This window comes from Methanoculleus sp. UBA303 (genome assembly GCA_002501655.1).
In the GTDB taxonomy this organism is placed as follows: Archaea; Halobacteriota; Methanomicrobia; order Methanomicrobiales; family Methanoculleaceae; genus Methanoculleus.
The window spans coordinates 39,999-61,597 of the sequence record DANY01000042.1 but is presented as its reverse complement, the minus strand read 5'-3'; the positions used below and the strand labels follow the sequence as shown (position 1 = coordinate 61,597).

20 protein-coding genes are annotated in these 21,599 nt (G+C 63.8%); 12 read left to right on the top strand and 8 right to left on the bottom strand.

The window, feature by feature from the left end; genetic code table 11:
* Positions 1–401: 401 nt before the first annotated feature.
* Entirely contained in the window at positions 402–1,718 is a 1,317-nt protein-coding gene (locus BP846_RS10645; RefSeq protein WP_292395192.1) for a hemolysin family protein, read from the top strand.
* A 3-nt stretch (positions 1,719–1,721) separates the two neighbouring features.
* Here the strand turns inward: BP846_RS10645 and BP846_RS10640 are convergent, their stop codons facing one another.
* From BP846_RS10640 to BP846_RS10620, 5 genes are all read right to left on the bottom strand, one after another.
* Positions 1,722–2,246, bottom strand: coding sequence for an FKBP-type peptidyl-prolyl cis-trans isomerase (locus BP846_RS10640; protein ID WP_292395190.1), 525 nt, complete (start codon positions 2,244–2,246; stop codon positions 1,722–1,724).
* Positions 2,243–5,446 (bottom strand): tetratricopeptide repeat protein, encoded by a 3,204-nt coding sequence (locus tag BP846_RS10635; RefSeq protein WP_292395188.1) that lies wholly within the window; start codon positions 5,444–5,446, stop codon positions 2,243–2,245. The genes BP846_RS10640 and BP846_RS10635 overlap by 4 nt, the downstream gene beginning before the upstream one ends.
* 366 nt (positions 5,447–5,812) lie before the next feature.
* Entirely contained in the window at positions 5,813–6,199 is a 387-nt protein-coding gene (locus BP846_RS10630; protein WP_292395186.1) for a rubredoxin, read from the bottom strand.
* 228 nt (positions 6,200–6,427) lie between these two features.
* Positions 6,428–6,868 (bottom strand): J domain-containing protein, encoded by a 441-nt coding sequence (locus BP846_RS10625; protein ID WP_292395184.1) that lies wholly within the window; start codon positions 6,866–6,868, stop codon positions 6,428–6,430.
* A 9-nt stretch (positions 6,869–6,877) separates the two neighbouring features.
* Positions 6,878–7,267: a DUF126 domain-containing protein gene (locus tag BP846_RS10620; protein WP_292395182.1), complete on the bottom strand. Its 390-nt coding sequence runs from the start codon at positions 7,265–7,267 to the stop codon at positions 6,878–6,880.
* 43 nt (positions 7,268–7,310) lie between these two features.
* Here BP846_RS10620 and BP846_RS10615 point away from each other — a divergent pair, with 43 nt between their 5' ends.
* The gene (locus tag BP846_RS10615; RefSeq protein WP_292395180.1) at positions 7,311–8,483 is read left to right on the top strand and encodes a proteasome-activating nucleotidase; all 1,173 of its coding nucleotides are present in this window, start codon (positions 7,311–7,313) and stop codon (positions 8,481–8,483) included.
* Between the two features lie 67 nt (positions 8,484–8,550).
* Complete coding sequence (locus BP846_RS10610) at positions 8,551–8,994, top strand: DUF5804 family protein (protein WP_292395178.1); 444 nt, start codon at positions 8,551–8,553, stop codon at positions 8,992–8,994.
* A gap of 418 nt (positions 8,995–9,412) precedes the next feature.
* Here the strand turns inward: BP846_RS10610 and BP846_RS10605 are convergent, their stop codons facing one another.
* Positions 9,413–10,651, bottom strand: coding sequence for a proteasome-activating nucleotidase (locus BP846_RS10605; protein WP_292395176.1), 1,239 nt, complete (start codon positions 10,649–10,651; stop codon positions 9,413–9,415).
* Between the two features lie 57 nt (positions 10,652–10,708).
* Here BP846_RS10605 and BP846_RS10600 point away from each other — a divergent pair, with 57 nt between their 5' ends.
* The 9 genes from BP846_RS10600 to aroC all read left to right on the top strand — a co-directional run bounded on the left by BP846_RS10600 (position 10,709) and on the right by aroC (position 19,324).
* Positions 10,709–11,197, top strand: a complete 489-nt coding sequence (locus BP846_RS10600; protein WP_292395173.1) for a multiprotein bridging factor aMBF1 — start codon at positions 10,709–10,711, stop codon at positions 11,195–11,197.
* 316 nt (positions 11,198–11,513) lie between these two features.
* Positions 11,514–12,305 carry a 2-amino-3,7-dideoxy-D-threo-hept-6-ulosonate synthase gene (locus tag BP846_RS10595; protein ID WP_292395171.1) on the top strand — a complete coding sequence of 264 codons (792 nt, stop codon included), beginning with the start codon at positions 11,514–11,516 and terminating at the stop codon, positions 12,303–12,305.
* A gap of 5 nt (positions 12,306–12,310) precedes the next feature.
* On the top strand, positions 12,311–13,096 hold the full coding sequence (locus tag BP846_RS10590) for a 2-amino-3,7-dideoxy-D-threo-hept-6-ulosonate synthase (RefSeq protein ID WP_292395196.1): 786 nt from the start codon (positions 12,311–12,313) through the stop codon (positions 13,094–13,096).
* The gene (locus tag BP846_RS10585; protein WP_292395169.1) at positions 13,093–14,079 is read left to right on the top strand and encodes a 3-dehydroquinate synthase II; all 987 of its coding nucleotides are present in this window, start codon (positions 13,093–13,095) and stop codon (positions 14,077–14,079) included. The genes BP846_RS10590 and BP846_RS10585 overlap by 4 nt, the downstream gene beginning before the upstream one ends.
* Positions 14,080–14,084: 5 nt before the next feature.
* The gene (locus BP846_RS10580) at positions 14,085–14,909 is read left to right on the top strand and encodes a prephenate dehydrogenase/arogenate dehydrogenase family protein (protein WP_292395167.1); all 825 of its coding nucleotides are present in this window, start codon (positions 14,085–14,087) and stop codon (positions 14,907–14,909) included.
* Positions 14,906–15,700, top strand: coding sequence for a prephenate dehydratase (locus BP846_RS10575; protein WP_292395165.1), 795 nt, complete (start codon positions 14,906–14,908; stop codon positions 15,698–15,700). The genes BP846_RS10580 and BP846_RS10575 overlap by 4 nt, the downstream gene beginning before the upstream one ends.
* Entirely contained in the window at positions 15,697–16,965 is a 1,269-nt protein-coding gene (aroA, locus tag BP846_RS10570) for a 3-phosphoshikimate 1-carboxyvinyltransferase (RefSeq protein WP_292395163.1), read from the top strand. The genes BP846_RS10575 and aroA overlap by 4 nt, the downstream gene beginning before the upstream one ends.
* Entirely contained in the window at positions 16,962–18,326 is a 1,365-nt protein-coding gene (aroE, locus tag BP846_RS10565; RefSeq protein WP_292395161.1) for a shikimate dehydrogenase, read from the top strand. Before aroA ends, aroE begins: the two co-directional genes overlap by 4 nt.
* Positions 18,323–19,324, top strand: coding sequence for a chorismate synthase (aroC, locus tag BP846_RS10560; protein WP_292395159.1), 1,002 nt, complete (start codon positions 18,323–18,325; stop codon positions 19,322–19,324). The genes aroE and aroC overlap by 4 nt, the downstream gene beginning before the upstream one ends.
* A gap of 310 nt (positions 19,325–19,634) precedes the next feature.
* Here aroC and BP846_RS10555 read toward each other — a convergent pair whose 3' ends face one another.
* Both BP846_RS10555 and BP846_RS10550 read right to left on the bottom strand, forming a co-directional pair.
* Positions 19,635–20,264, bottom strand: a complete 630-nt coding sequence (locus tag BP846_RS10555) for a type I 3-dehydroquinate dehydratase (RefSeq protein ID WP_292395157.1) — start codon at positions 20,262–20,264, stop codon at positions 19,635–19,637.
* 462 nt (positions 20,265–20,726) lie between these two features.
* Positions 20,727–21,527: a pyrroline-5-carboxylate reductase family protein gene (locus tag BP846_RS10550; RefSeq protein WP_292395155.1), complete on the bottom strand. Its 801-nt coding sequence runs from the start codon at positions 21,525–21,527 to the stop codon at positions 20,727–20,729.
* Between the last annotated feature and the right edge of the window lie 72 nt (positions 21,528–21,599).

Sequence of the window (21,599 nt, the reverse complement as noted above, 5' to 3'; positions counted from 1 at the left end):
ACCAATCTCGTCAGGGAAGAATGGCAGCCAGAATAGGGATTCGCCAGAGCCCGATAATGGAAATCTTCTCCCCAGGTTATTTTGTGTCATGAACGCGGGTTGGTGCGCAACGTAATTCGGTCAGATCCTCTGAGATCAATTATCAGGTATATGCTGGAGCACTACCGATGAGCGCATCTCCCGGCGGGGTCAGTTCGACAGATCCGTATCGTCAGGCGCGAACAGCAGGGGAGTCTCGCCCGGTTCACCCGTGCAGTTCCCGGTGGGGGGAACCCCTGTCCCCGAGGGGCTTCGGGTGCTTCCCGGGAGGAACTCCTCTGGAGTGCGCCCCCCGGTGTCGATACGCATAAGTGAGAGTTCGGTAAAAGTATGCTAAATCCTTTGCCGGGGAGAGCCGTGAGATGCCTGTCGCCACCAACATCCTGATTGTCATCCTGCTGATACTTGCAAACGGCTTCTTCTCGATGGCTGAGTTTGCGCTCATCTCTGCAAGGTCGATACGCCTGCAGAAGAGAGCAGCGGTCGGCGACGCCGGGGCGGCGGCTGCTCTCGAACTTGCCGGGGATCCGACACAGTTCCTCTCCACAGTCCAGATCGGTATCACCGTCGTCGGGATCCTGGCCGGAGCCTTCGGCGGGGCGACGCTCGCGGGACCTCTCGCAGATGTATTCGCCGGTATCCCCCTGGTTGCTCCGTACAGCGGCCCGCTTGCGGTCGTAACCGTAGTCGCCGCCATTACCTACCTGACGCTCGTGATCGGCGAACTGGTGCCGAAGCGGTTGGCCATGAGTAACGCCGAACGGGTCGCATCCCTGGTTGCACGTCCGATGCGGCTCCTCTCCAGGGCCGCCGCACCGCTTGTCCGGCTGCTCGCCGCTTCAACCGAGGCGATACTCATGGTGTTCGGGGTGCGGCAACCTTCGGGGCCTGAGGTCACGGAAGAGGATATCAGGGTCCTCATCGGGCAGGCCACGCGGGCCGGCATCTTTCAGGAGGCGGAGCAGGATATGGTGGAGAGCGTCTTCCGCCTCGGCGACCGACGCGTCAGCGTGCTGATGACCCCGCGGCCCGACGTCGTGGCCGTAGATGTGGAGGACCCCCTTGAGGAGAACTGGCACAAGATGGTGGAGTCGAGGCACGTTTACTTCCCGGTCTACCGCGAGCACCTGGACAACCTGCTTGGCATCGTCTCCGTCCGCAACCTCTGGGCCCGTATGATCTCGGGCGAACCCCCCGACCTCGCAACGGCTATCGAGCCCGCCCACTTCGTGCCCGAGAGCGTCCAGGCACTGGCGGTCCTCGATGAGTTCAAGACCTCCGGAGCGCGAATCGCCCTTGTCACCGACGAGTACGGGAGCATCCAGGGACTGGTCACAGTACACGATATTATGGAGGCGATCGTCGGCGGCATCCCGTCGGCTGCGCACCCGCCGGAGGGACCGGCGGTTCGCCGTGAAGACGGATCATGGCTTCTCGATGGAATGCTCCCGATCGATGAGTTTCATGACCTCCTCAACGTGGATACCCTTCCCGGAGAGGAGCGCGGGTATTACCAGACGCTCGGCGGGTTTGTTATGATGTATCTCGAGCGGACACCCGAGGCCGGAGACCTGTTCACCTGGAAGGATCTCCGGTTCGAAGTTCTCGATATGGACGGCCACCGGGTCGATAAGGTGCTCGTCACGCCGGGGGCGACCGGAGGGGAGAGAAAAGAGTGACCTCTACCGGATCTCGACGAGACTGACGGTGAACGTGAGATCCTCGCCCACAAGGCGATGGTTTGCGTCGATGGTGATTGCATCGGCCGATATGCCGGTGACTCTCCCGGGCAGCATCTGCCCGTTCGCGAGGGTTATCCCAACCTGATCTCCGGCGGTCAGGTTCTCTCCGCCGGGGATATCGGCCGGGTCGGCGACGAAGACGAGGTCCTCCCGGTACGGTCCGTATGCCTGGTCGGCCGGGACGTGGACGGTCTTCGTCTCTCCTTGCCGCATCCCCACGACGCCCGCGTCAAACCCGGGGACCACCCTGCCGCTGCCGACGGTGAACACGAGCGGCTCACGCCCGGTGGAACTGTCAAAGATCGTCCCGTTCTCGAAGGTGCCGGTGTAGTGGACCTCCACCGTATCTCCGGACTCCACCTTCGCTGCTGTGCCTTCGCTCACGGTGCAGCCTGAACTGACGACGAGGACCGCAAGGACGCCCACGATCAGCAGCAGGATGCCGTGCAGATGCCTATCCCTCATAACTCTCCCTCGCTCTCGAGTGCCTTCCTGAAGCACTCCACCGCTTCCGCAAACCTGCCCTGCCGGTCAAGTGCTCTCCCCTTCAGGTACCATGCCCGAGCATGGCGGGGGTCCGCCTCCAGAACCCTCTCGAAGCAGGCGACTGCTGGATCGTATTTGCTCAGATGGCCGAGGGCAATCCCCTTGCAGAGCCAGGCATGGGCGTCCCCGTCACACAGACCGATCGCCGCATCAAACGCATTGACGGCGTCGGCATGCCGTCCGAGCGTATCCATAAGCACCCCCGTAGCGTTCCAGACGGCCGCGTTCTCCGGGTCGACTGAGAGCGCCTTCTCGTAACTCGCGAGAGCGTCGTCGTACCTGCCCGCCTTCTCGAGCACCGTCCCCCGCATAAAGAGGGCGGCAGGGTTCTCAGTCTGAAGGACGATGATCTTGTCTATCGGCTTGACCGCCTCCCCGTAACGACCGAGATGGATGAGGGCCGATGCCCGGGCATGCAGGCTCTCGATGCTTGTCGGTTCCCGTTCCAGCACCTGCGTGTAGGCGGCGAGGGCATCCTCGTATCTGCCGGCCTTCTCGTGCGCCTCCCCGAGTCTCCGCAGGGTGAGGGTGTCGGCCGGGTCGGCCCTGATCACCTTCTCGAAGCATTCCACCGCGTCGGCGTAACGCCCGAGCCACATGAAGATCTCACCCCGCCGCTGCCAGGCAGCCCGGTTCTCCGGGCTGGCCTCGATGATGCCGTTGGAACACTCCAGCGCCTCTTCATACCGTCCCATATGCACAAGAGCGCTCTCGAGGGTGTACCATGCCTCGGTGTCACGCTCATCGCCCTTGAGCACCAGCGCGTACTGCCGGATTGCGTCGCCAAACCTCCCGCCCCGCTCGAGTGCCATGCCGAACGCCATTCTCGCATCCCGATCGTCGGGAGAGTTCTTCAGGTAGGACTCATACGCTTCGCCCGCCTCTTCGTGCCTGCCGACGGCTTCCAGCATATCTGCCCGGATCTTTATGGCCGCCGCATTCGAGGCGTCGGAGGCGAGCACCCGGTCGCAGCATGCAATCGCCTCCTGGTGCCTGCCGAGCTGTGCGAGTGCGACGGCGAGCGCAAAGCAGGCACCGGTATCTTCCGGCCGCCCGTCGGTCACTCTTGCATAACACTCCGCTGCACCTGCGTACTGCCCCATCCGCTCAAGGGCCCGGCCCCGGTTAAACCATGCAAAGAGGTCGCCCGGGTCGGCCGTAATGGCCTGCCCGAACAGTTCGGCAGCCTCCTCATACCGCCCGAGCGTGGCGAGGACGACTCCGAGGTTCACCAGGTATCCCCCGGCGTCCGGGTCTGCTGCAAGGAGGGCTTTGTAGCAGTCAGCCGCCGCAGTGTGGCGCCCGAGGTCCTCGAAGATCCGTGCCTTCCGGGCAAGTATCCCGGTATCTCCGGGATTTGCCTCCGCCACCTGGTCGGCGGACTCGAGCGCCTCCGCATACCGCCCGAGACGTTCGAGCGCCGTGCTCCGACCGAGCCGGGCGACACGGTCAGCCGGGTCGCCCTGAAGTGCCTGGTCATAGCAGGTGAGCGCCTTCCCGTACTCGCCAAGGTGCATGAGCGCGTCTCCCCTGCACCTCTCCGCTGCCGTATCTCCGGGGTTGATATCGAGGAGGGCACCGAACGTCTCCGCCGCCTCCGCATACCGGGAGAGGTGCATCAGGGCATCTCCCTTCCTATGCAGGAGATGGAGGTCGTCTCCACCGGCGTCCTGAATCCTGTCAAGAGATGCCAGCGCGTCGCCGTACCTGCCAAGGTTCATGAGGACGTCCGCCTTCATCGAACGGGCTACGGCGTTATGCGGCTCTTTCTCAAGAACCGCGTCCAGGCAGCGGTTTGCCTCGTCATACCTGCCAAGGTGGATGAGTGCGGTGCCACTCTGCAGCCGCGTGGGGATGTTTCCGGGGTCGGCCTCGAGGATGTGCTCGAAGTTCTCCTGCGCCTCCGCGTACCTCCCCAGGTGGAGCAACGCAACTCCCCGGCAGTTCAGGACGATATCATTCTGGGCATCGAACTTCAAGGGTTTCGGCTTCCGGGGGTTTTCAGCCTCTTCTCGCTCGAAGAGCGCAAGGTCGGTGCTGCTCCCGATCCACTTCATCCCGGTCATTGCCCGGTTCTCAAGCACACGGTCGAACGACCGGATCGCCTCGGCGTACTGGCCGAGGTGGAAGAGCGCCATGCCGCGGGAGTACCACACGTGGACCTGACCCTGATCGTGCTTCAGGATATGATCGAAGTTCTTGACCGCCCGGTCGTAGCGGCCGAGCGTATCGTAGACCAGGCCCATGGAATAGCGCACAGGGATATGGTCCGGATCGGCAAGGGCGACCTTATCGAAGCAGTCCATCGCCTCCACATATCTTCCCGCCCGGAGGAGGAGCGAGCCGCGGTGGTACAGAACAGGGAGGTTCCCCGGATCGGCGGCTGCGATCTCCCCGTAACAGCCGGCGGCGTCCAGGAACCGGCCGAGGTGCTCGAACGCCCGGGCCTTGCCGTAGAGTGCGTTGAGGTTGCGGGGTTCTGTATCGAGCACCCGGCCGAACGACTCGACGGCTCCGGGGTAATCTCCCTTATACAGGAGGGCGGCCCCTATTCTCGCAAGCGCATCGGTGTTGCCGGGGTTGACCCGGTGGATCCGCTCAAAGCAGGCCGCCGCTTCCCCGAAGTCACCGGTTCGCTCGAGCATTCTCCCGAGTCTCTCCCGCAGGACAACATCCTCCGGATCTCCGTCCAGCGCTCGTGCGTAGGCTGCCGCCGCATCGGCATACCGGTTGAGCCTCTCAAGCATCTCTCCCTGCCAGTACGCGGCGTTCGTATCCGCGGGGTTTGCTTCAACGATCCTCTCGAAACATCCGGCGGCCTCCTCATAATCGCCGGTCCGGGCGAGAGTGTGCCCCAGTCTTCGCAGTATCTCGGCATCGCCGGGAGAAGACTCGAGAGCCTTCCTGAGCCACTCTGCGGCTTCGCCGTCCCTGCCGAGACAGGCGAGCGCCAGGCCCATGGAGAGTCGGACCGGGCCGTTTTCAGGGTCGATCTTGAGCGCTTTCTCGAAACTCTTCACCGCCTCGCTGTAGTTCCCGGCCTCAAACTGAGAGGTTCCCTGCTTTATCGAGGGGTTCGCATTCTTCCCCTGTCCAAGAATATTACTGAAGAAATCCATCCGCCACCATCTGCCGCAAATTTGTATGATATGTGAGTGTTCAACGCTTACACTCTCTGTGGATAATTACCCTTCTCGCGAGTAACTGTTCTGTCTCCCTAAGGTTGGTGCATTCGTCACTATTTGAGAAGACCGGTTTGTCTACACGGATTGGTTCTGCTCTACCGAATACTACGGCTTCCGAGAGGAAGTGCCCCCGCAGGAAATCGTTGCATCGTGTCGGAGCATCGTGTTCCCGGCGGCATCGATATGTGGGCGGGCGCGCTCCACGGCGACCTCTGGCCATGCGCCTTATGGGGTGAAGCGCCGGGGAGCCCGCCTATAAAAAGTCCGGGAGAGAGAGACCGGGCTGGATCGCCTCCTGGGTCAGACATCCATGATGGGGTCAAACTGCGCCTTGCCGACCGGTCCGTAGAAACTCGTAATCTTCGGATCCATCCCGCAGACCGGGCAGGTATAATCCTCCGGCAGGTCTTCGAATGCAGTGCCTTTCGGGTAGCCGCGGAGCGGTTCGCCGCGACTTTTGTCATACACATAGCCACAGATCTTGCAGACGTACTTCGTCGGCTCCCAGGGTTCGAATCCCCACGCCCCGATCGGGCCTTTGCCGGTCGCACCGCAGACCGGGCATATGTAGTCCTCCGGGAGGTCTTCAAACGCGGTACCTGCCGGGACGCCGCGGTGGGGTTCGCCCCGCAGCGGGGAGTAGACGTAGTTGCAGTACTTGCACCGGTATCGTTTCACTTTCTCCATGCGGATCACACTCACCCAGGGATGACTAACCCTGTACGAACATGGTGGAGGTGTTGAGAAGTGGTTCCACCTGATAAGGTTTCGCGTGATCCGGCGCGCCGCGGGTTCCGGGCCTCTCCGCCCTCCGGAACGGCAGGACCGGTTACTGCCGGGACTCCCGGCACCAGGAGGGTCCTGTCGTTCCGGGGGGCGGATGGAAGGGATGCCCTCTCCCGGCACGAAAGGGCGCTACTGCCGCCTGCCGCCCGTAACCAGACGGGAGAGGAGCGATAACACGAGCATGAGGATGATCGCCATGCCCCAGACGACCAGGATCACTATGAGGCCGATCCACCCGGTCCTGGAACCGGGCGCCTGTGCTCTCCAGGTGAACCCTGGCGTCCATGCCGGCTGTCCTTCCGCTCCGGCCGCCCGGGGCCGGAACGGGTCATGCGGCCCGGGGCCGGCACCTCCCTGCTGGAGAGCGAGGTCGTAGCGCGCCCGGGCCTCCGGGTCGATCAGCGTCTCGTATGCCTGCTGGATGGCGATGAACCGCTCGCCTGCATCCGGAGCAGGGTTGACATCCGGATGGTACCGTTTAGCGAGATTCCGGTAAGCGACCCGGATCTCTTCGGGGGTCGCGTCTGGGGCGACACCCAGGATGTCGTAGTAGGTCTGCACAGGGGGCATCAAGCAGTCTTAATCATATGATACCTCGCCCGTATCCCCGTTCACCGTCACCCGGGTGCCGGGTGCGAGGCAGGAGAACTCCGGCGGGAGACGGTCGACCATCGGGATCTCCGCGATGATCGCCCCGACCGCAATGATCGGTTCGGTCTCGGTATTGATGATCGCCGCAGGGGCTAGATTGTTCTGCTTCAGCGCGTAGATGACGTAAGAACCGACTGTCGACCCTTTCCCATACGGGAAGGCGAGGACGCGCCCGGCTATGGATTGCCCCTCAAGCGGGTGTCCCTTCTCCACGATGATACCGGTCTCGGGGTTGACGCCCGAGAGGAACGATATAGGTTCAGACGATACGAGGAGCTCTCCGTTACCTATACCACGGGATATGCCTCTGCCTTGCATGATCACTGCCACCACACTATAATGTGGTTGGAGATCCAACTATATGAGTGACATGGACGAAACCATTGGCAGCAATCCTGGCAGCGAGCACGACATGCTCACCCTCCAGATTCAGGACCTGAAGGCGCAGATCCTGGATTACAAACTAAAAAATGAGCTGCTTGAGAAGGAGGTCCTGCAACTCCGAAAAGAGAACGGTCAGTTAAAAAGGGTGCCGCTGTTTGTTGCCGCTGTGGTCGATGTGCTGGAGAACGGCGAGGTGTATCTCCGGCAACAGGGCAACAACCAGGAGTACGTCACCACGGTCAGCGAGAAGCTCCACCGCATCCTCAAGCCCGGAATGAAGGTGGCGGTGAACAACACGCTCTCCGTCGTCAAGACGATCGCCAACACCTACGACTCGAGGGTCAGGGTCATGGAACTCGACGAACAGCCAAACGTCACGTTCGAGCAGGTCGGCGGCCTGAAAGACGAGATCGAGGAGGTCAGGGAAGCGGTCGAGTACCCGCTCACGAAGCCCGAGATCTACGAGCGCGTTGGCGTCGAGCCCCCGAAAGGCATCCTCCTCTACGGGCCGCCAGGCACGGGAAAGACCCTGATCGCAAAGGCTGTTGCCCGCCAGTCCAAGGCCCGGTTCATCAGGATGTCCGGGAGTGAACTTGTCCACAAGTACATCGGGGAGGGCGCGCAACTCGTGCGGGAGCTCTTCATCCTCGCCCGGGAACGCGCTCCGGCAATCGTCTTCATCGACGAGATCGATGCGATCGGGAGCATGCGCACCAACGACGGAACCTCCGGCAGCGCCGAGGTCCAGCGGACGCTGATGCAACTCCTCGCGGAGATGGACGGCTTTGGGAACCGCGGCAACGTCCGGATCATGGCGGCGACCAACCGGATCGATATGCTGGACCCGGCCCTCCTCCGTCCCGGCCGGTTCGACCGGATCATCGCGGTTCCGCTCCCCGACGCCGGAGCACGCCTTGAGATCCTGAAGATCCACACCGCAAAGATGTCCCTTTCCGGGAACGTGGACCTCGCCGAGCTTGCGGAACTCGCCGGGAACACCACCGGTGCGGAGCTGCAGGCGATCTGCCGCGAGGCCGGCATGATGGCGATCCGGCGGGATGCCGATGCCATCGACCGGGAAGACTTCCTCGCGGCGATCAAGAAGGTGAAGCGCGAAGTGGCGGCACCCGATAGCCGCATGTATACCTGATGGGGATTCCTCCATCCATGGATATTAAAGGAATCCTTATCGGTCTCTCCGGTCCATCAGATAGACGATGAACGTCCTCCTCATTCAGCCGGAGGGGGTTGACCTCTATGCCACCCTGCTCAAATCCGATACCAGCAGGGGGGCCCTTCGCTTTTATCAGCCCGACCGGCTCGCGTATGGTATATGCATCCGGACGGCGTCGCTTGGGAGTGCGCTTGCACTCGCCTCCGAGCTCCGGTGGTATATCCAGCGATACGTCGAGGAGGTCCTCTTCGAGCCTGAGGAGGGCATCTTCTGCTCGTCCGACCTTGCCCGGCAGATCTATGAGCGGGATGTGAAGCCCGAACACCCGTGGCGGTACCGCTGCCTCTACCGGATCGCCGGGGACCACATGGTCGATACCGTATGGATGGACGAAGGCGCGACGCCGGAGGCGTATGCCGACCGGACGGATCCCGGCGATACGGTTCTCGAGGTCTGGTGCGCCGAAGAGGAGTACCCGGCCGGGTAGGTCGGGCAGGGGCTGTAGAAATGCTTCATCCAACCCTGGATATCACCCGGTTGACGAGGGTCGGTATGGGTATGACCTCCGGCAGAAGGTTTCCTACATGGCCTAAAATAGAGGCTGTTCCCAAAACCCTCAACCGGGAGGGGGCCGCCCCCTCCTGGTCCTTCCCCCGCGTGGCGATACTCGGTAGGAAGCCGTATCTCCAATTCGACGCTGTAGAATGCCAATTTCTTCGAAAATCCGCGTAAGAGTGCTCTACATCAGGCGGATCTTCGATCGCTGAGCACTTTTGGGACGATTTCCTGCTTTGTCAGACATTGCACTTAACGCAACGGGCACGGTTCCTGTTGCGCAACGGCCTTGCCGTACGGACCTGTCAGGTCTGGATTCAAAAGAAGTGCCGCAAAAAATGAAGGCACCTTCAGGCGAACATCTCGCCGAAGGTGGTATGGAAGTGGTGCCGGTCGAAGTCCACCGAGAGTTTGTCGATTGCTTTCATGAAGTCGTCGCTGTTGATCGTATCGCGCTCCATCCTGATGGCAAACATGCCCGCCTCCATGCATATCGCCCGGAGGTCCGCGCCGTTCTTGCCCTCCGTGAGCCGGGCCACCTCTGAGAGGTTGACATCCTCGCCGAGGCTCATGTTCAGGGTGTGGATCTTTAATATGGCAAGCCTCCCCTGGTGATCAGGGAGCGGTATCTCGATCATCCGGTCGAACCGGCCCGGGCGGAGGAGGGCGCGGTCGAGGATATCGATCCGGTTGGTCGCGGCGATGATCTTGACGTCGCCCCGGTTGTCAAACCCGTCCATCTCCGCCAGGAGCTGCATCAGCGTCCTCTGAACCTCGCGGTCCCCGGACGTCGTCGAGTCGTTCCGGTGCGCGCCGATCGCATCGATCTCGTCGATGAAGATGATCGATGGCGACTTCTGCTTCGCAAGCTCGAAGAGTTCCCGGACCAGGCGGGCCCCCTCACCTATGTACTTCTGCACCAGTTCCGAGCCGACCACACGGAGAAAGTGCGCGTTCGTCTGGTGGGCCACCGCCCGCGCGAGGAGCGTCTTCCCCGTCCCGGGCGGCCCGTGGAGCAGCACGCCCTTCGGCGGGGATATGCCGATCTTCTCGAAGAGGTGCGGCTTTGTCAGGGGGAGCTCGACGGCTTCCCTGACCTCCTCGATCTGCGGTTCAAGGCCGCCGATGTTCTCGTAGGTCTCCTCCGGAGACTCAACCAGTTCCATCCCGTAGATCTGCGCGTCGTAGCTCGTGGGGAGCACATCCACGATTGCCAGGGACTGCTGGTTGAGCGTGCACCGGACCCCCGGTTTGAGGAGATCGGGGTCGATAAGTTGCGATGTACGGACCAGAAACCGCGGTCCTGCGCTGCTTCGCACAATCACCCGGCTGTTGTCGATAACGTCGGTAACCGTCCCGATCACGAGAGGGGGGCTTCTGAGTTGTTCGATCTCGCTCTTCAGTTTTCGCAGCTCGCGTTCGTAGCGAATCTTCTGGGTCTCAACGTATCGTTTCTCGGACTCCATCTGGCGGAACTGCTCGCGTAACTCCAGGTTTCGGTTTTCGAGGTTCGTTATTCGTTCCAGGAGATACTGGTAGATGTCTTCACCTGTATCTTTCTCTGGTGCCTGCCGAGCGATATCTCCCATAGGTCTCCTCGATTAATTATATAGGTTAAAATGAATATAAAGTTGTTTGCGAGACTTATGCAGTGTGAACTATGCGGCGCTCCCATGCAAGGACCGTCGAAAACTATACAGATTGAGGGTGCAGAACTCAGCGTCTGCGCCCGATGCGCGAAACACGGTACAGAAGTCCAGCAACCACGACGGAAAGGTGCCCCACAGAAGAAGCCGGGACTCGCCGTCCCGCAGACCCGGAGGAAGCCGCGGGACGTCTTTGACCTGATGGAAGGAGAGATCGTCGACGATTATGCCGACCGGATCCGTGCCGCCCGTGAAGAGAAGGAATGGTCCGCTCTCGACCTCGCACAGGCGATAAAAGAACGGGAAGTCCTCATTCGGAAGATCGAGAAGGGAGACCTCATCCCCGAAGACGACGTCCGGCGAAAACTTGAGAAAGCACTCAACATCAGGCTGATCGATTCGGCCGAAGACAGCACCTCCGCCAGCGGCCCGGGACGGGTGACCATGACCGTCGGCGACGTCATATCCTTCAGAAAGAGCCGGAAATAAGGCAACCGCCATACTTTTTTCACGGCGGTTGGGCCGGTCTGACGGCCAGGCCGGTCACGGATTCATTTCATGCGCGATTAGCCATCAGTTTTTTATATAAGAACGCATAACGATACATGCAATGCGTGGTGAATGTTTTTTCGCCGGTGACTGCTTTTATATCGGTTAACGGAGTAACCACCCTCGCAGGAGCGACACATCAGTTTTTGACCGCCGGTATCTGTTATCACGGAGCGGCAGCGTTCTATCGCTATTTTATCCGGTTTTAAATCATTCCCGGAGACTGTACTCACTCGCATCCGGGAGGACTGTGGTTATGAGAGGAAAAGAGATTCGTCTGGAACGTATCATGGATCGGAATACCGGCAGGACCATCATCGTGCCGCTTGACCATGGGGTGACGCTTGGCCCCATACCGGGGCTGGTCGACGTCGGGAGGACCATCGACCTCGTCGCCGAGGGCGGAGCAAACGCGGTGATCGGTCATGTGGGGCTTGCGCTGCACGGGCACCGGGGGCATGGGCGGGACGTCGGCCTTATCATGCATCTCTCGGCGAGCACCAGCATAGGCCCTGACCCAAACGAGAAGGTGCTCGTGAACACCGTCACAAACGCCCTGAAGATGGGCGCCGACGGCGTCTCGGTGCATATCAACGTTGGGGCCGACTCCGAAGCGAGGATGCTTGAAGGCCTGGGCAGAGTCGCGGTCGCGTGCATGGAGTGGGGGATGCCGCTCCTCGCGATGATGTACCCGAGAGGCAGGAAGGTCGCCGATGAGCACGACCTCGAGAGCGTCAAACTCTCCGCACGGGTGGCGGCGGAGCTCGGCGCCGATATCGTCAAGACCGTCTACACCGGCGATGCGGACTCGTTCCGGGAGGTGACCCGGGGGTGCCCGGTTCCGGTCGTGGTCGCAGGAGGCTCGAAGACCGACGACCGCGCGATCCTCGATCTGGTGGAGGGGGCTATGGAAGGGGGTGCCGCAGGCATATCGATCGGGAGGAACGCCTTCCAGCATCCGGCACCTGACCGCCTGATCCATGCCGCGGCGCTGATCATCCATGAAGGGCGGTCGGCAGAGGAAGCAGTAGAGATCCTCCGGACGTGATGAAGATGATAGGAAAAGAGATCCGCCTGGAGCGGATTATGGACCGGAACACCGGCCGCGCCGTGATCATTCCCATGGATCATGGGTTCACGATGGGCCAGATCGAGGGGCTCTGCAACATGACGGAGACCGTCAACGCCGTGAGCGAGGGCGGGGCAAACGCCATCGTCCTCCACAAGGGCATGGTGAAGGGTGGACACCGGAAGCGCGGAAAGGACATCGGCCTCATCGTGCACCTCTCCGCGAGCACATCGATGAACCCGGACCCAAACGACAAGGTACTCGTCTGCACTGTAGAAGAGGCGGTCGCGCTCGGCGCCGATGCGGTCTCGATCCACATCAACCTGGGCGCGCCGAACGAGTCAAGGATGCTCGAATCGGCGGGCGCGGTGGTGAGGGACTGCAACCGCTGGGGGATGCCGCTCCTGATCATGATCTACCCCCGCGGCAAGGGGATCGAGCCCACATCGCCCCAGGCGATCGGGCACTGTGTCCGGGTCGCCGAGGAACTCGGGGCCGACCTGATCAAGACGAGTTACACAGGCGATCCGGAGACATTCCGCCGGATCACCGCTGCCTGCTCGGTGCCGGTGATGATCGCCGGCGGCGAGAAGGGCGGGGACCTCGAGACGCTTACGACCATCCGGGATGCAATCGGGGCAGGCGCAGCGGGTGTCTGCATGGGAAGGAACGCCTTCCAGCGCGAAGACCCCGGCCGGTTCATAGGCTCGATCTGCAGGGTGGTGCACGAGGGCAAAAGCCCGGCCGAGGCGCTGGAGCGTGAGCGATGAAGCAGTTCTGGGTCGATATCAGGCCATGGAGGAAGGACCTTGCGACCACCGCAATCGAGAGCGGTGCGGACGCCCTGGTGACGGATGACGTCGAACGCGTGCGGGAACTCGGGCGGGTGATGACCGTCGCAGATAATGGCGACCTCGTCCCGGGGAAAGACGTCTTCGAGGTCGAGATCGTCGATAAGGCAACCGAGGAGGAGGCGCTCCGGCTCTCCCGCATGGGCCCGGTCATCGTCCGGACACGGGACTGGACGGTCATACCGCTTGAGAACCTCGTCGCACAATCGGACCGGATCATCGCCGCAGTCACGAGCGCCGACGAGGCGACGGTCGCCCTGACCGCCCTCGAACGCGGGGCGGCGGGCATCCTTCTCTCGACCGACAACCCGGCAGAGATCCGGCGGGTGGCGAAGGCAATCGCTGATGCCGGCGCAGAGGTCCCCCTCGTCCCGTTCGAGGTGACCCGGGTCGCCCCTGTCGGCATGGGTGACCGGGTCTGCGTGGACACCTGTTCGCTCCTCACCGACGGGGAGGGGATGCTCGTCGGCAACACCTCCTCGGCGTTCCTGATGGTGCATCCCGAGACCCTGGAGAACCCCTACGTGGCCCCGCGCCCGTTCCGGGTGAACGCGGGAGCGGTGCACGCCTACATTCTCCTCCCCGAAGGGAAGACCGCGTACCTCGCCGACCTCGCGACAGGCGACCGGGTGCTCGTCGCGGAGCATACCGGCGCGACCCATGAGGCGGTCGTCGGCAGGGTGAAGATCGAGCGCCGCCCGCTCCTCCTCGTCGAGGCTAAGGCCGGTGACGCAAAGGCGAGCCTGGTCCTCCAGAACGCCGAGACGATCCGGCTCGTCAGAGAGGACGGCACACCCATATCGGTCGCCGGTCTCGCGGTGGGCGACCGGGTGCTCGGCAACGTCGCGGAGGGCGGGCGCCACTTCGGCATCGCCGTCGCTGAGACGATCCTGGAGAAGTGACGGCAATGCTTGCAGGCATCATCGGCGGCACGGGACAGATGGGGCGGTTCTTTGCCGGGGTCTTTGAGGCGGCCGGCTGGGAGGTGATCGTCTCGGGGACTGCGACGCCCCTCACCAACCGGGACGTCGCGGAGGTGGCTGACCTTGTCATGGTCTCGGTCCCTATCCGCACCACTGTCGGGGTGATCCGGGAGGTTGCGGGGCTCCTTTCGGAAGAGCAGGTCTTCTGCGACCTGACGTCTCTCAAAGTCGAACCAGTCAGGGCGATGCTCTCCTCCCGTGCGGAGGTGATCGGCCTCCACCCGATGTTCGGGCCGGGCGCCGTATCGCTCCGGGGCCAGACGATCGTCGCAACCCCGGCCCGGTGCGGCAAAGAGACCCTCGACGGAGTCCTCTCCGTCTTCCGCGACCAGGGTGCGGCGATCACCCTTGCAACACCGGAAGGCCACGACCGTATGATGGCGGTGATCCAGGGGCTCACCCACTTCGGGACGCTTGCAAAGGCAGAGGCCATCCGCCGGACCGGCGCCGACGTCGGGGAGACCCTCGCGTTCACGAGCCCCGTCTACCGGATCGAGATGGGGTTCGTCGGGCGGCTCCTCGCCCAGGACGCCGGGCTCTACGGGGACATGCTCCAGCTGAACCCGGCCGTCCCGGAGGTGCTCAGCAAGTTCGAGGCGGCGGTTCGGACGCTCCGGGAGATCGTGGAGTCCGGGGATGGCGAACGGTTCCAGGCGTTCTTCGCGGAGAACGCCGCCCACTACGCCTCCTACCTCGCGGCCGCGACGGAAGAGACGGACGACCTCATCAACCATGTGGTGAACCGATGACGGTCCTGACCCTCGGGCCGGCCGGGACGTTCAGCCACGAACTCGCCGCCCGGCTCTACGGCGACGATATCGAACTCCTGCCGACGATCCGCGCCATCATCGAGCGCGTGGCGGGGGGTTCAGCCGAGGGGCTTGTGCCGATCGAGAACTCAGAGGCGGGCGGCGTGGGGGAGACGCTCCAGGGGCTTGTAGAGTTCGGCGTCTCTATCACCGGAGAGGCCTACATGCCCGTCCGGCACCACCTTGCAGCCCGGGAAGAGCCGGAGCGACTTTCGGTCGTCTACGCCCACCCGCAGACGCATGAGCAGTGCTCCATCCTCCTCGAGAGCCTCGGGGTGGAGGTCGTGCATACGAGCAGCAACGCCGCAAGCGCTGTCGCCATGCAGAGAGACAGCCGCGCCGGCGCGGTCATCCCCGAGATGGCGGCGACGATCTACGGCCTGCCCATCGCTCTCCGGGACGTCCAGAACAGCCGGGAGAACACAACCCGGTTTGTGGAGATCTCCTCCACCCCCTGCAGGGGTTCGGGGTGCACAAAGTGCAGCCTCCTCGTGGACCCGAAGACCGACCGGGTCGGGCTCCTTGCCGAGATCCTCGGGGTCTTTGCCCGGCGGGGGATCAACCTGACCCGGATTGAATCAAGGCCGTCCAGGCGCGGGATCGGGAGTTACATATTCTTCATCGACCTTGAAGTCTCCGAAGGATGGCAGGAGGCAAAGGAGGAACTCAAAGGGATGACCGCCGTCAGGGAACTCGGGTGCTACGCCCGTCTGGAGGTGCCGGGCATATGATCGTCAGGGTATCCAGGACCGGACCGGTGGATGCGGTGTTCGAGGCGCCTCCTTCCAAGAGTTACACCCACCGGGCTCTGGTCGCCGCGGCGCTCGCCTCCGGGAGGTCGCGGATCGCAGCGCCGCTCCGCGCCGCCGATACCGAACTGACCGCCCGCGGGCTCGAGAGCCTCGGGGTGCCGATCGAGTGGCTCCCGGGGGAGATCGCCGTCACGGGATGCAGCGGCACCTTCCCGGCACCGGGAGAGGTCACGATCGACTGCGGGAACTCCGGAACGACCCTCCGGCTCCTCACCTCGGCAGCCCTCCTCTCCCGGCACCCGGTGGTGCTCACGGGCAATCCCCGGATGCTCGAGCGGCCTATCGGCCCCCTCGCCGATGCCCTCCTGGCCCTCGGCGGCGACGTCGCGTTCACCGGCCGCCCGGGGTTCCCGCCCATCCGGGTCTCCGGCAGGCTCCGGGGCGGGAAGGCGCAGATCGACGGGAGCATGAGCAGCCAGTTCATTTCATCCATCCTGATGGCGGCGCCGTATGCGGGCGAGGACGTGGAACTCGTGCTCCCGGCGCTCCCCGCATCCCGCTCGTACCTCGATGTGACCGCGGACGTGATGCTCCGGTTCGGCGCCCGGCTCGAGCGGCGGGGCTACGACTGGTTCCGGGTGAAGAGCGGTGTAGCCTACCGGGGGAGGGACTACCGGGTCGAGGGCGACTACTCGTCGGCATCCTACCTCTTCGCGGTCGCGGCCGTCTGCGGCGGGAGGGTCACGGTCACGGGCTTAAACCCGGCTTCGGTCCAGGGTGACCGCCGGTTCCTCGATGCCCTCGAGGCGATGGGGTGCCGGGTGACGGCGACCGGGGATGCGGTGACGGTGGAGCGGACGGACGACCTCCAGGGTATCGATATCGATATGTCCTCGTCCCCCGACACCGTCCAGACGCTCGCGGCGGTGGCGGCGACGGCAGCGTCGCCGACGACGATTACGGGAATCGCGCACCTGCAGTACAAGGAGAGCGACCGCGTCGGGGTGACGGCGGAGACCCTCCGGAGGATGGGTGCAGAGGTCGGGGTCGCGGACGACTCTCTCACCATCACGCCCGCTCCCCTCCACGGCGTGGCCGTCGACCCGCACGACGACCACCGGACGGCGATGGCGTTTGCGGTGCTCGGACTCGCTGTCGGGGGCATGGCGATCCTTGAACCCGGGTGCGTGGAGAAGTCCTTTCCCGGGTTCTGGGACGCGCTCTACGGGGAGGGACTGCTATGAAGATAGTCCTCACGGGTTTCCGGGGGACCGGGAAGACATCGGTTGGGCGGATCCTCGCTGAGCGGGTGGGGCTGCCGTTCTTCGATACCGATGCGCGGGTCGAGCGCCGGGCCGGGATGCCGATCCCGGAGATCTTCCGGCGGCACGGGGAGGCACGCTTCCGGGCGCTCGAGCGGGAGGCGATCGCGTCGCTCCGGGACGCGGAGGGCGTGATCAGCACCGGCGGCGGGGCGGTCCTCGACCCGGCAAACGTCGCGGATCTCCGGTGGCACGGCACGGTCTTCCTCCTCTCAGCCGCGCCCGACGTCATCCAGGAGCGGATCGCAGGGAGCGACCGGCCGGGGCTGACGGACCTTCCACCGGCAGAAGAGGTGCAGGCGCTCCTTGCCCGGAGGAAGGAGGCCTACCTGGGCGCGGCCGATGCCTGCATCGATACCGGCACCCGCACCCCCGGTGAGGCTGTGGACCTGATCCTCCGGCAGATCGGCGGCGATGCAGGGCTCTCCCCGGACGATAGACAAGAGCGCAACGTCCTCCTCCAGAGGTTCGGGCTTGCGGATCTCGGGGATATGATCGAGCAGGACCCGGGGCTCCGGGTATGCGCCATCGCCGGCAACCCCTGCGCCCACAGCAGAAGCCCGCTCCTCTACAACCGGCTCTTTGCTCACTTCGGTATGCGCTACCACTACACCCGCTTCGAGTGGCCGGATGCGGAGACCATCATCCGCCTCGCAAACTTTCTCCCCTTGAAAGGGCTCTCCGTCACGATCCCGTTCAAGGCCGACGTTCTGCGCCACATCGACGAGGTTGATGGCCACGCGGCGGCTATCGGGGCGGTGAACACCGTCGTCAGATGCGGCGGCCGGATGTATGGCCATAACACCGACTGGCTGGGCGTGCGGGCCCCGCTCGCCCACCGCCGGGGCGCCCGGGCGGTGGTGCTCGGCGCCGGCGGTGCGGCGGCCGCAGCGGCCTATGCCCTCGTATCGCTCGATATGGATGTGACGGTGCTTGCCCGGACGCCGGATGCGGCGCGGAGGCTCGCGGAGCGGTTTGGGTGCCGGTGGGGCGGACTCGAAGAGTTCAGGGGGAGCGACACCGATGTAGTGGTACATGCGACCCCGGTCGGGATGGAGCCCGACACCCGGAGCCTTCTTGCCCCCCGCGACCTTAGAGCGGGGATGACCATCTTTGATCTCGTCTACACGCCGCCGGAGACGCCCCTCATCAGGGCAGCGAAGGAGGCCGGGTGCGAGACGATACCTGGCACGGAGATGTTCGTCCACCAGGCGGTGGAGCAGTTCCGGCTGATCACCGGGATTGCGGTCTCGCCTGCACTGGTGAGGGAGATGCTTCTATGAACACGTTTGGGAGAAACTTCAGGTGCACGACGTTTGGTGAGAGCCACGGGAAGGCGGTGGGTGTGGTCGTCGACGGCTGCCCGCCCGGCATCTCCCTCACGGAGGCGGATATACAGCCCTACCTCGACCGGAGGCGGCCGGGGAAGAGCCCCTTTGAGTCGGCGCGGCAGGAGCCTGACCGGGTGGAGATCCTCTCGGGGACGTTTGAGGGGAGGACGACCGGCGCCCCGATAGCGCTCGTCGTCCGGAACCGGGACGTCCAATCGGGGGACTACGATACGCTCCGGGATGTATTCAGGCCCGGGCACGCGGACTACACCTACCAGGCGAAGTACGGGCTCCGCGACCACCGGGGCGGTGGGCGGAGCTCGGGCCGGGAGACCCTTGCCCGGGTCGCGGCCGGCGCGGTAGCGGTGCGCTGCCTTGCCCCTTACGGCATCACGGTCAGCGGGAGGGTCGTCGAGGTGCACGGGGCGACGGAGCCGGGGGCGATGGAGGAAGAGATCCTGGCCGCCCGGGACGCGGGGGATTCCGTGGGCGGCATTGTCGAGGTGACGGCGACCGGGTGCCCGGCAGGCCTCGGGGACCCGGTCTTTGGGAAGCTCGACGCTGCTATCGCCGGGGCGATGATGGGCATCGGTGCGGTGAAGGGCGTCGAGATTGGCGAGGGGTTCGGCGCCGCCCGGCTGCTCGGGAGCGAGATGAACGACCCCATCACCGGGGCAGGGTTTTTGAGCAACCACGCGGGCGGCGTCCTCGGCGGGATCAGCACCGGGCAGGATATCATCGTCCGGATTGCCGTCAAGCCGACGCCCTCGATACGCCGGGTGCAGCGGACCGTCAATGCGGCCGGGGTGGAGCGGGAGATATCGGTCGGGGGGAGGCACGATCCCTGCATCGCCCCCCGCATCGTCCCGGTCGCCGAGTGCATGCTCGCGCTTGTTATCATCGACGCAATGCTTGAGCAGGCGAAGTACCGGGGATTCGGCGAGGAGTAAGGAGGCGGGGCGGGGTGTCTCCCCCCTCGAAACCCTGCGGGTTTCTCATGCTCGCTCTCGCTCGCACTCCCCATTGTCCCCACCCTCCCGACGCGATATCCACCACGGTCCACCGTGCGGGACTTTATCTCGTTATACGGCTTGGGAAGGCGTGTATGCGCTATCAGGTGCAAGCGACAGTGGACAGTGGGTTCGTCCTTCGGGGGGTCACCTGGCCCCAGATTGCGTACAGAAATGCGAAACATCCTGAGTTAGGAATCCCTCTCGCCTCCTAAAACCCGGCACAGACAGTACCAACCTCATCCCCTTCTTACTTCAGCAGATCCGCAATCTGCCGCATCTCCCGTATATGGTACTGCCCTTCCGCTGTCGGGGTGCCGGCATGGCAGAAGACGAACTCCGACCCGAAGAGCGGCAGGACAGCCCGGGCGTAGCGAAACTCGGCGCCCATGATGCTCGTGCATATGGGTTTCTGGGCCTGGTGGGTGAACGTGACGAGCGCCATGAGGTCGTCTGCGGTGCGGGGTTTCACGACGATCTTCGGTATATCGCCGTAGGACCTGAGCATGCCCTCGATCTTTCCGAGCTCCGGGGGGGAGGGCATCTCGTTCGTATGCAGCGATGCAAGGATCTGAACCCCCTGGCTCTTTATGAACGGCGCGTGGTCCCGGTAGCGTGCCTCCACGTCCACGAAGTCGACGTACCGTGCTATCGGCCCGACGATCCGGGTCCAGAGGTCCCCATCGCCGACAAACCTCCCGCCCTCCTCCCTGCTCCTGAGCGTGGCAATCAGGGGGATTGCGGTCTTCTCCCGGATCGCACGGACCTGGTCCAGCGGGTCTCCCTCCATCCGGTCGAGCCTGACCTCGATGAATGTCGGGGCATACTCTACCACCTCGTCGATAACGCCGACATTCTCCACAGAGACGACGATCTTCATACTTACCGGGGTATACTCGCCCTATCACTTAAAGGTCTGCCCCGTCCCTCATGCAACGCCTCTCAATTACCGGCACTCTCAACGGAGGAGATCATCGATCGTGTTTCGCACGGCCCGGGAGTTTGCATCCCCGGGCACGGCTTTTCCCGGGTATCCCCACGCACTGCCCTCGCCCGAGAGGGGGCGGGGAAGGAGCGCGAAGCGCGGGCGGAGAGGAACTGTTGGGTGACATTTTGCCCGGGGAGAGGGGTTCCCCCTCCCCGGTCCCCGCCCCCCGTGGCGATATTCCCACGGTCCACTCCAGGGGGAGATCCCGGAGAAGAACCAGACGCGGCTCATCCCCGGATATCAGCCCGGGCACTGCCCCCGCCCCTACCAGAGTAGGGGGACGGAGGGGAGCGCTCCGCGGGGGATGGGACGAAGGCCAGGCATGGTCTGTTAGTCTGGAATCGATGCACTCTGTCACTTACCCACCGCACCGTAGCGCTCCAACATGGCGGCAAATGCCTCATCGAAGACTGCCGGCAACCGCTCCCGGAACTTCTCCACCCCGACCTCAGTGACACCACCGCCGGTCGCAACCTCCTCGATCAGGTCCCCCGGCGCCTCACCGGTCTCCCGCAGGTAGGCGGCCGTAGCCGTGACCATATCCGTTGCCAGCAGAACCGCCTGGTCTTTCGGGAGTCCGCTCGCACGGGCCGTTGCGCCCGCCAGTTCCTCGATGATGGCAGCGAGCAGCCCCGGCCCGCAACTCGAAAGAAGCGTGGCCGGCGGGAGGTCTTCCTCCTCGACGAGCATCACATCTCCGATAGACGAGAAGAGCCCCTCAACCCGGAGGGCGTCGTTCATCCCGATCTGCCGCCCGTGGCAGACGAGCGTCGTTCCCCGCCCGACCGTGGAGGTGGCCGTGGGCACGACCCGGGTGACCGAGCCCGTAAACGCCGCCTCCAGGTCCTCCAGACCGATGCCGGCGGCGAGCGAGACGATATGCTCGTCCCCGTCCATCACCGGGAAAATCTCGCACAGGACACTCCTCATCTCCTGCGGCCTGACGGCGATGATGATCGTGCGGCACCGCCGTGCGAGTTCTCTGTTCGTCGCGGCGATGCCGATTCCCGGCCATGCTGCGGCGCATGCGTCCCGACTCCTCTGGCTTTTGGACGCAACCACAACCTCATCGATGCAGAGCACCCCGGATGCGAGAAACCCCCTCACCAGCATGCTGCCCATGTGCCCGTAACCGATAATCCCTACGTAGTTCATAATCCAGGCCTTCTCTCCACATTGCTCTCTCTCCCAAAAAGGATGCACGCTTTCACCCGGTGTCGCCCGCAG

Excerpts from the sequence above, each read along its gene's own strand:
- BP846_RS10645 (WP_292395192.1), top strand. The coding sequence starts at position 402 with ATGCCTGTCGCCACCAACATCCTGATTGTCATCCTGCTGATACTTGCA.
- BP846_RS10640 (WP_292395190.1), bottom strand. The coding sequence starts at position 2,246 with ATGAGGGATAGGCATCTGCACGGCATCCTGCTGCTGATCGTGGGCGTC.
- BP846_RS10635 (WP_292395188.1), bottom strand. The coding sequence starts at position 5,446 with ATGGATTTCTTCAGTAATATTCTTGGACAGGGGAAGAATGCGAACCCC.
- BP846_RS10630 (WP_292395186.1), bottom strand. The coding sequence starts at position 6,199 with ATGGAGAAAGTGAAACGATACCGGTGCAAGTACTGCAACTACGTCTAC.
- BP846_RS10625 (WP_292395184.1), bottom strand. The coding sequence starts at position 6,868 with ATGCCCCCTGTGCAGACCTACTACGACATCCTGGGTGTCGCCCCAGAC.
- BP846_RS10620 (WP_292395182.1), bottom strand. The coding sequence starts at position 7,267 with ATGCAAGGCAGAGGCATATCCCGTGGTATAGGTAACGGAGAGCTCCTC.
- BP846_RS10615 (WP_292395180.1), top strand. The coding sequence starts at position 7,311 with ATGAGTGACATGGACGAAACCATTGGCAGCAATCCTGGCAGCGAGCAC.
- BP846_RS10610 (WP_292395178.1), top strand. The coding sequence starts at position 8,551 with ATGAACGTCCTCCTCATTCAGCCGGAGGGGGTTGACCTCTATGCCACC.
- BP846_RS10605 (WP_292395176.1), bottom strand. The coding sequence starts at position 10,651 with ATGGGAGATATCGCTCGGCAGGCACCAGAGAAAGATACAGGTGAAGAC.
- BP846_RS10600 (WP_292395173.1), top strand. The coding sequence starts at position 10,709 with ATGCAGTGTGAACTATGCGGCGCTCCCATGCAAGGACCGTCGAAAACT.
- BP846_RS10595 (WP_292395171.1), top strand. The coding sequence starts at position 11,514 with ATGAGAGGAAAAGAGATTCGTCTGGAACGTATCATGGATCGGAATACC.
- BP846_RS10590 (WP_292395196.1), top strand. The coding sequence starts at position 12,311 with ATGATAGGAAAAGAGATCCGCCTGGAGCGGATTATGGACCGGAACACC.
- BP846_RS10585 (WP_292395169.1), top strand. The coding sequence starts at position 13,093 with ATGAAGCAGTTCTGGGTCGATATCAGGCCATGGAGGAAGGACCTTGCG.
- BP846_RS10580 (WP_292395167.1), top strand. The coding sequence starts at position 14,085 with ATGCTTGCAGGCATCATCGGCGGCACGGGACAGATGGGGCGGTTCTTT.
- BP846_RS10575 (WP_292395165.1), top strand. The coding sequence starts at position 14,906 with ATGACGGTCCTGACCCTCGGGCCGGCCGGGACGTTCAGCCACGAACTC.
- aroA (WP_292395163.1), top strand. The coding sequence starts at position 15,697 with ATGATCGTCAGGGTATCCAGGACCGGACCGGTGGATGCGGTGTTCGAG.
- aroE (WP_292395161.1), top strand. The coding sequence starts at position 16,962 with ATGAAGATAGTCCTCACGGGTTTCCGGGGGACCGGGAAGACATCGGTT.
- aroC (WP_292395159.1), top strand. The coding sequence starts at position 18,323 with ATGAACACGTTTGGGAGAAACTTCAGGTGCACGACGTTTGGTGAGAGC.
- BP846_RS10555 (WP_292395157.1), bottom strand. The coding sequence starts at position 20,264 with ATGAAGATCGTCGTCTCTGTGGAGAATGTCGGCGTTATCGACGAGGTG.
- BP846_RS10550 (WP_292395155.1), bottom strand. The coding sequence starts at position 21,527 with ATGAACTACGTAGGGATTATCGGTTACGGGCACATGGGCAGCATGCTG.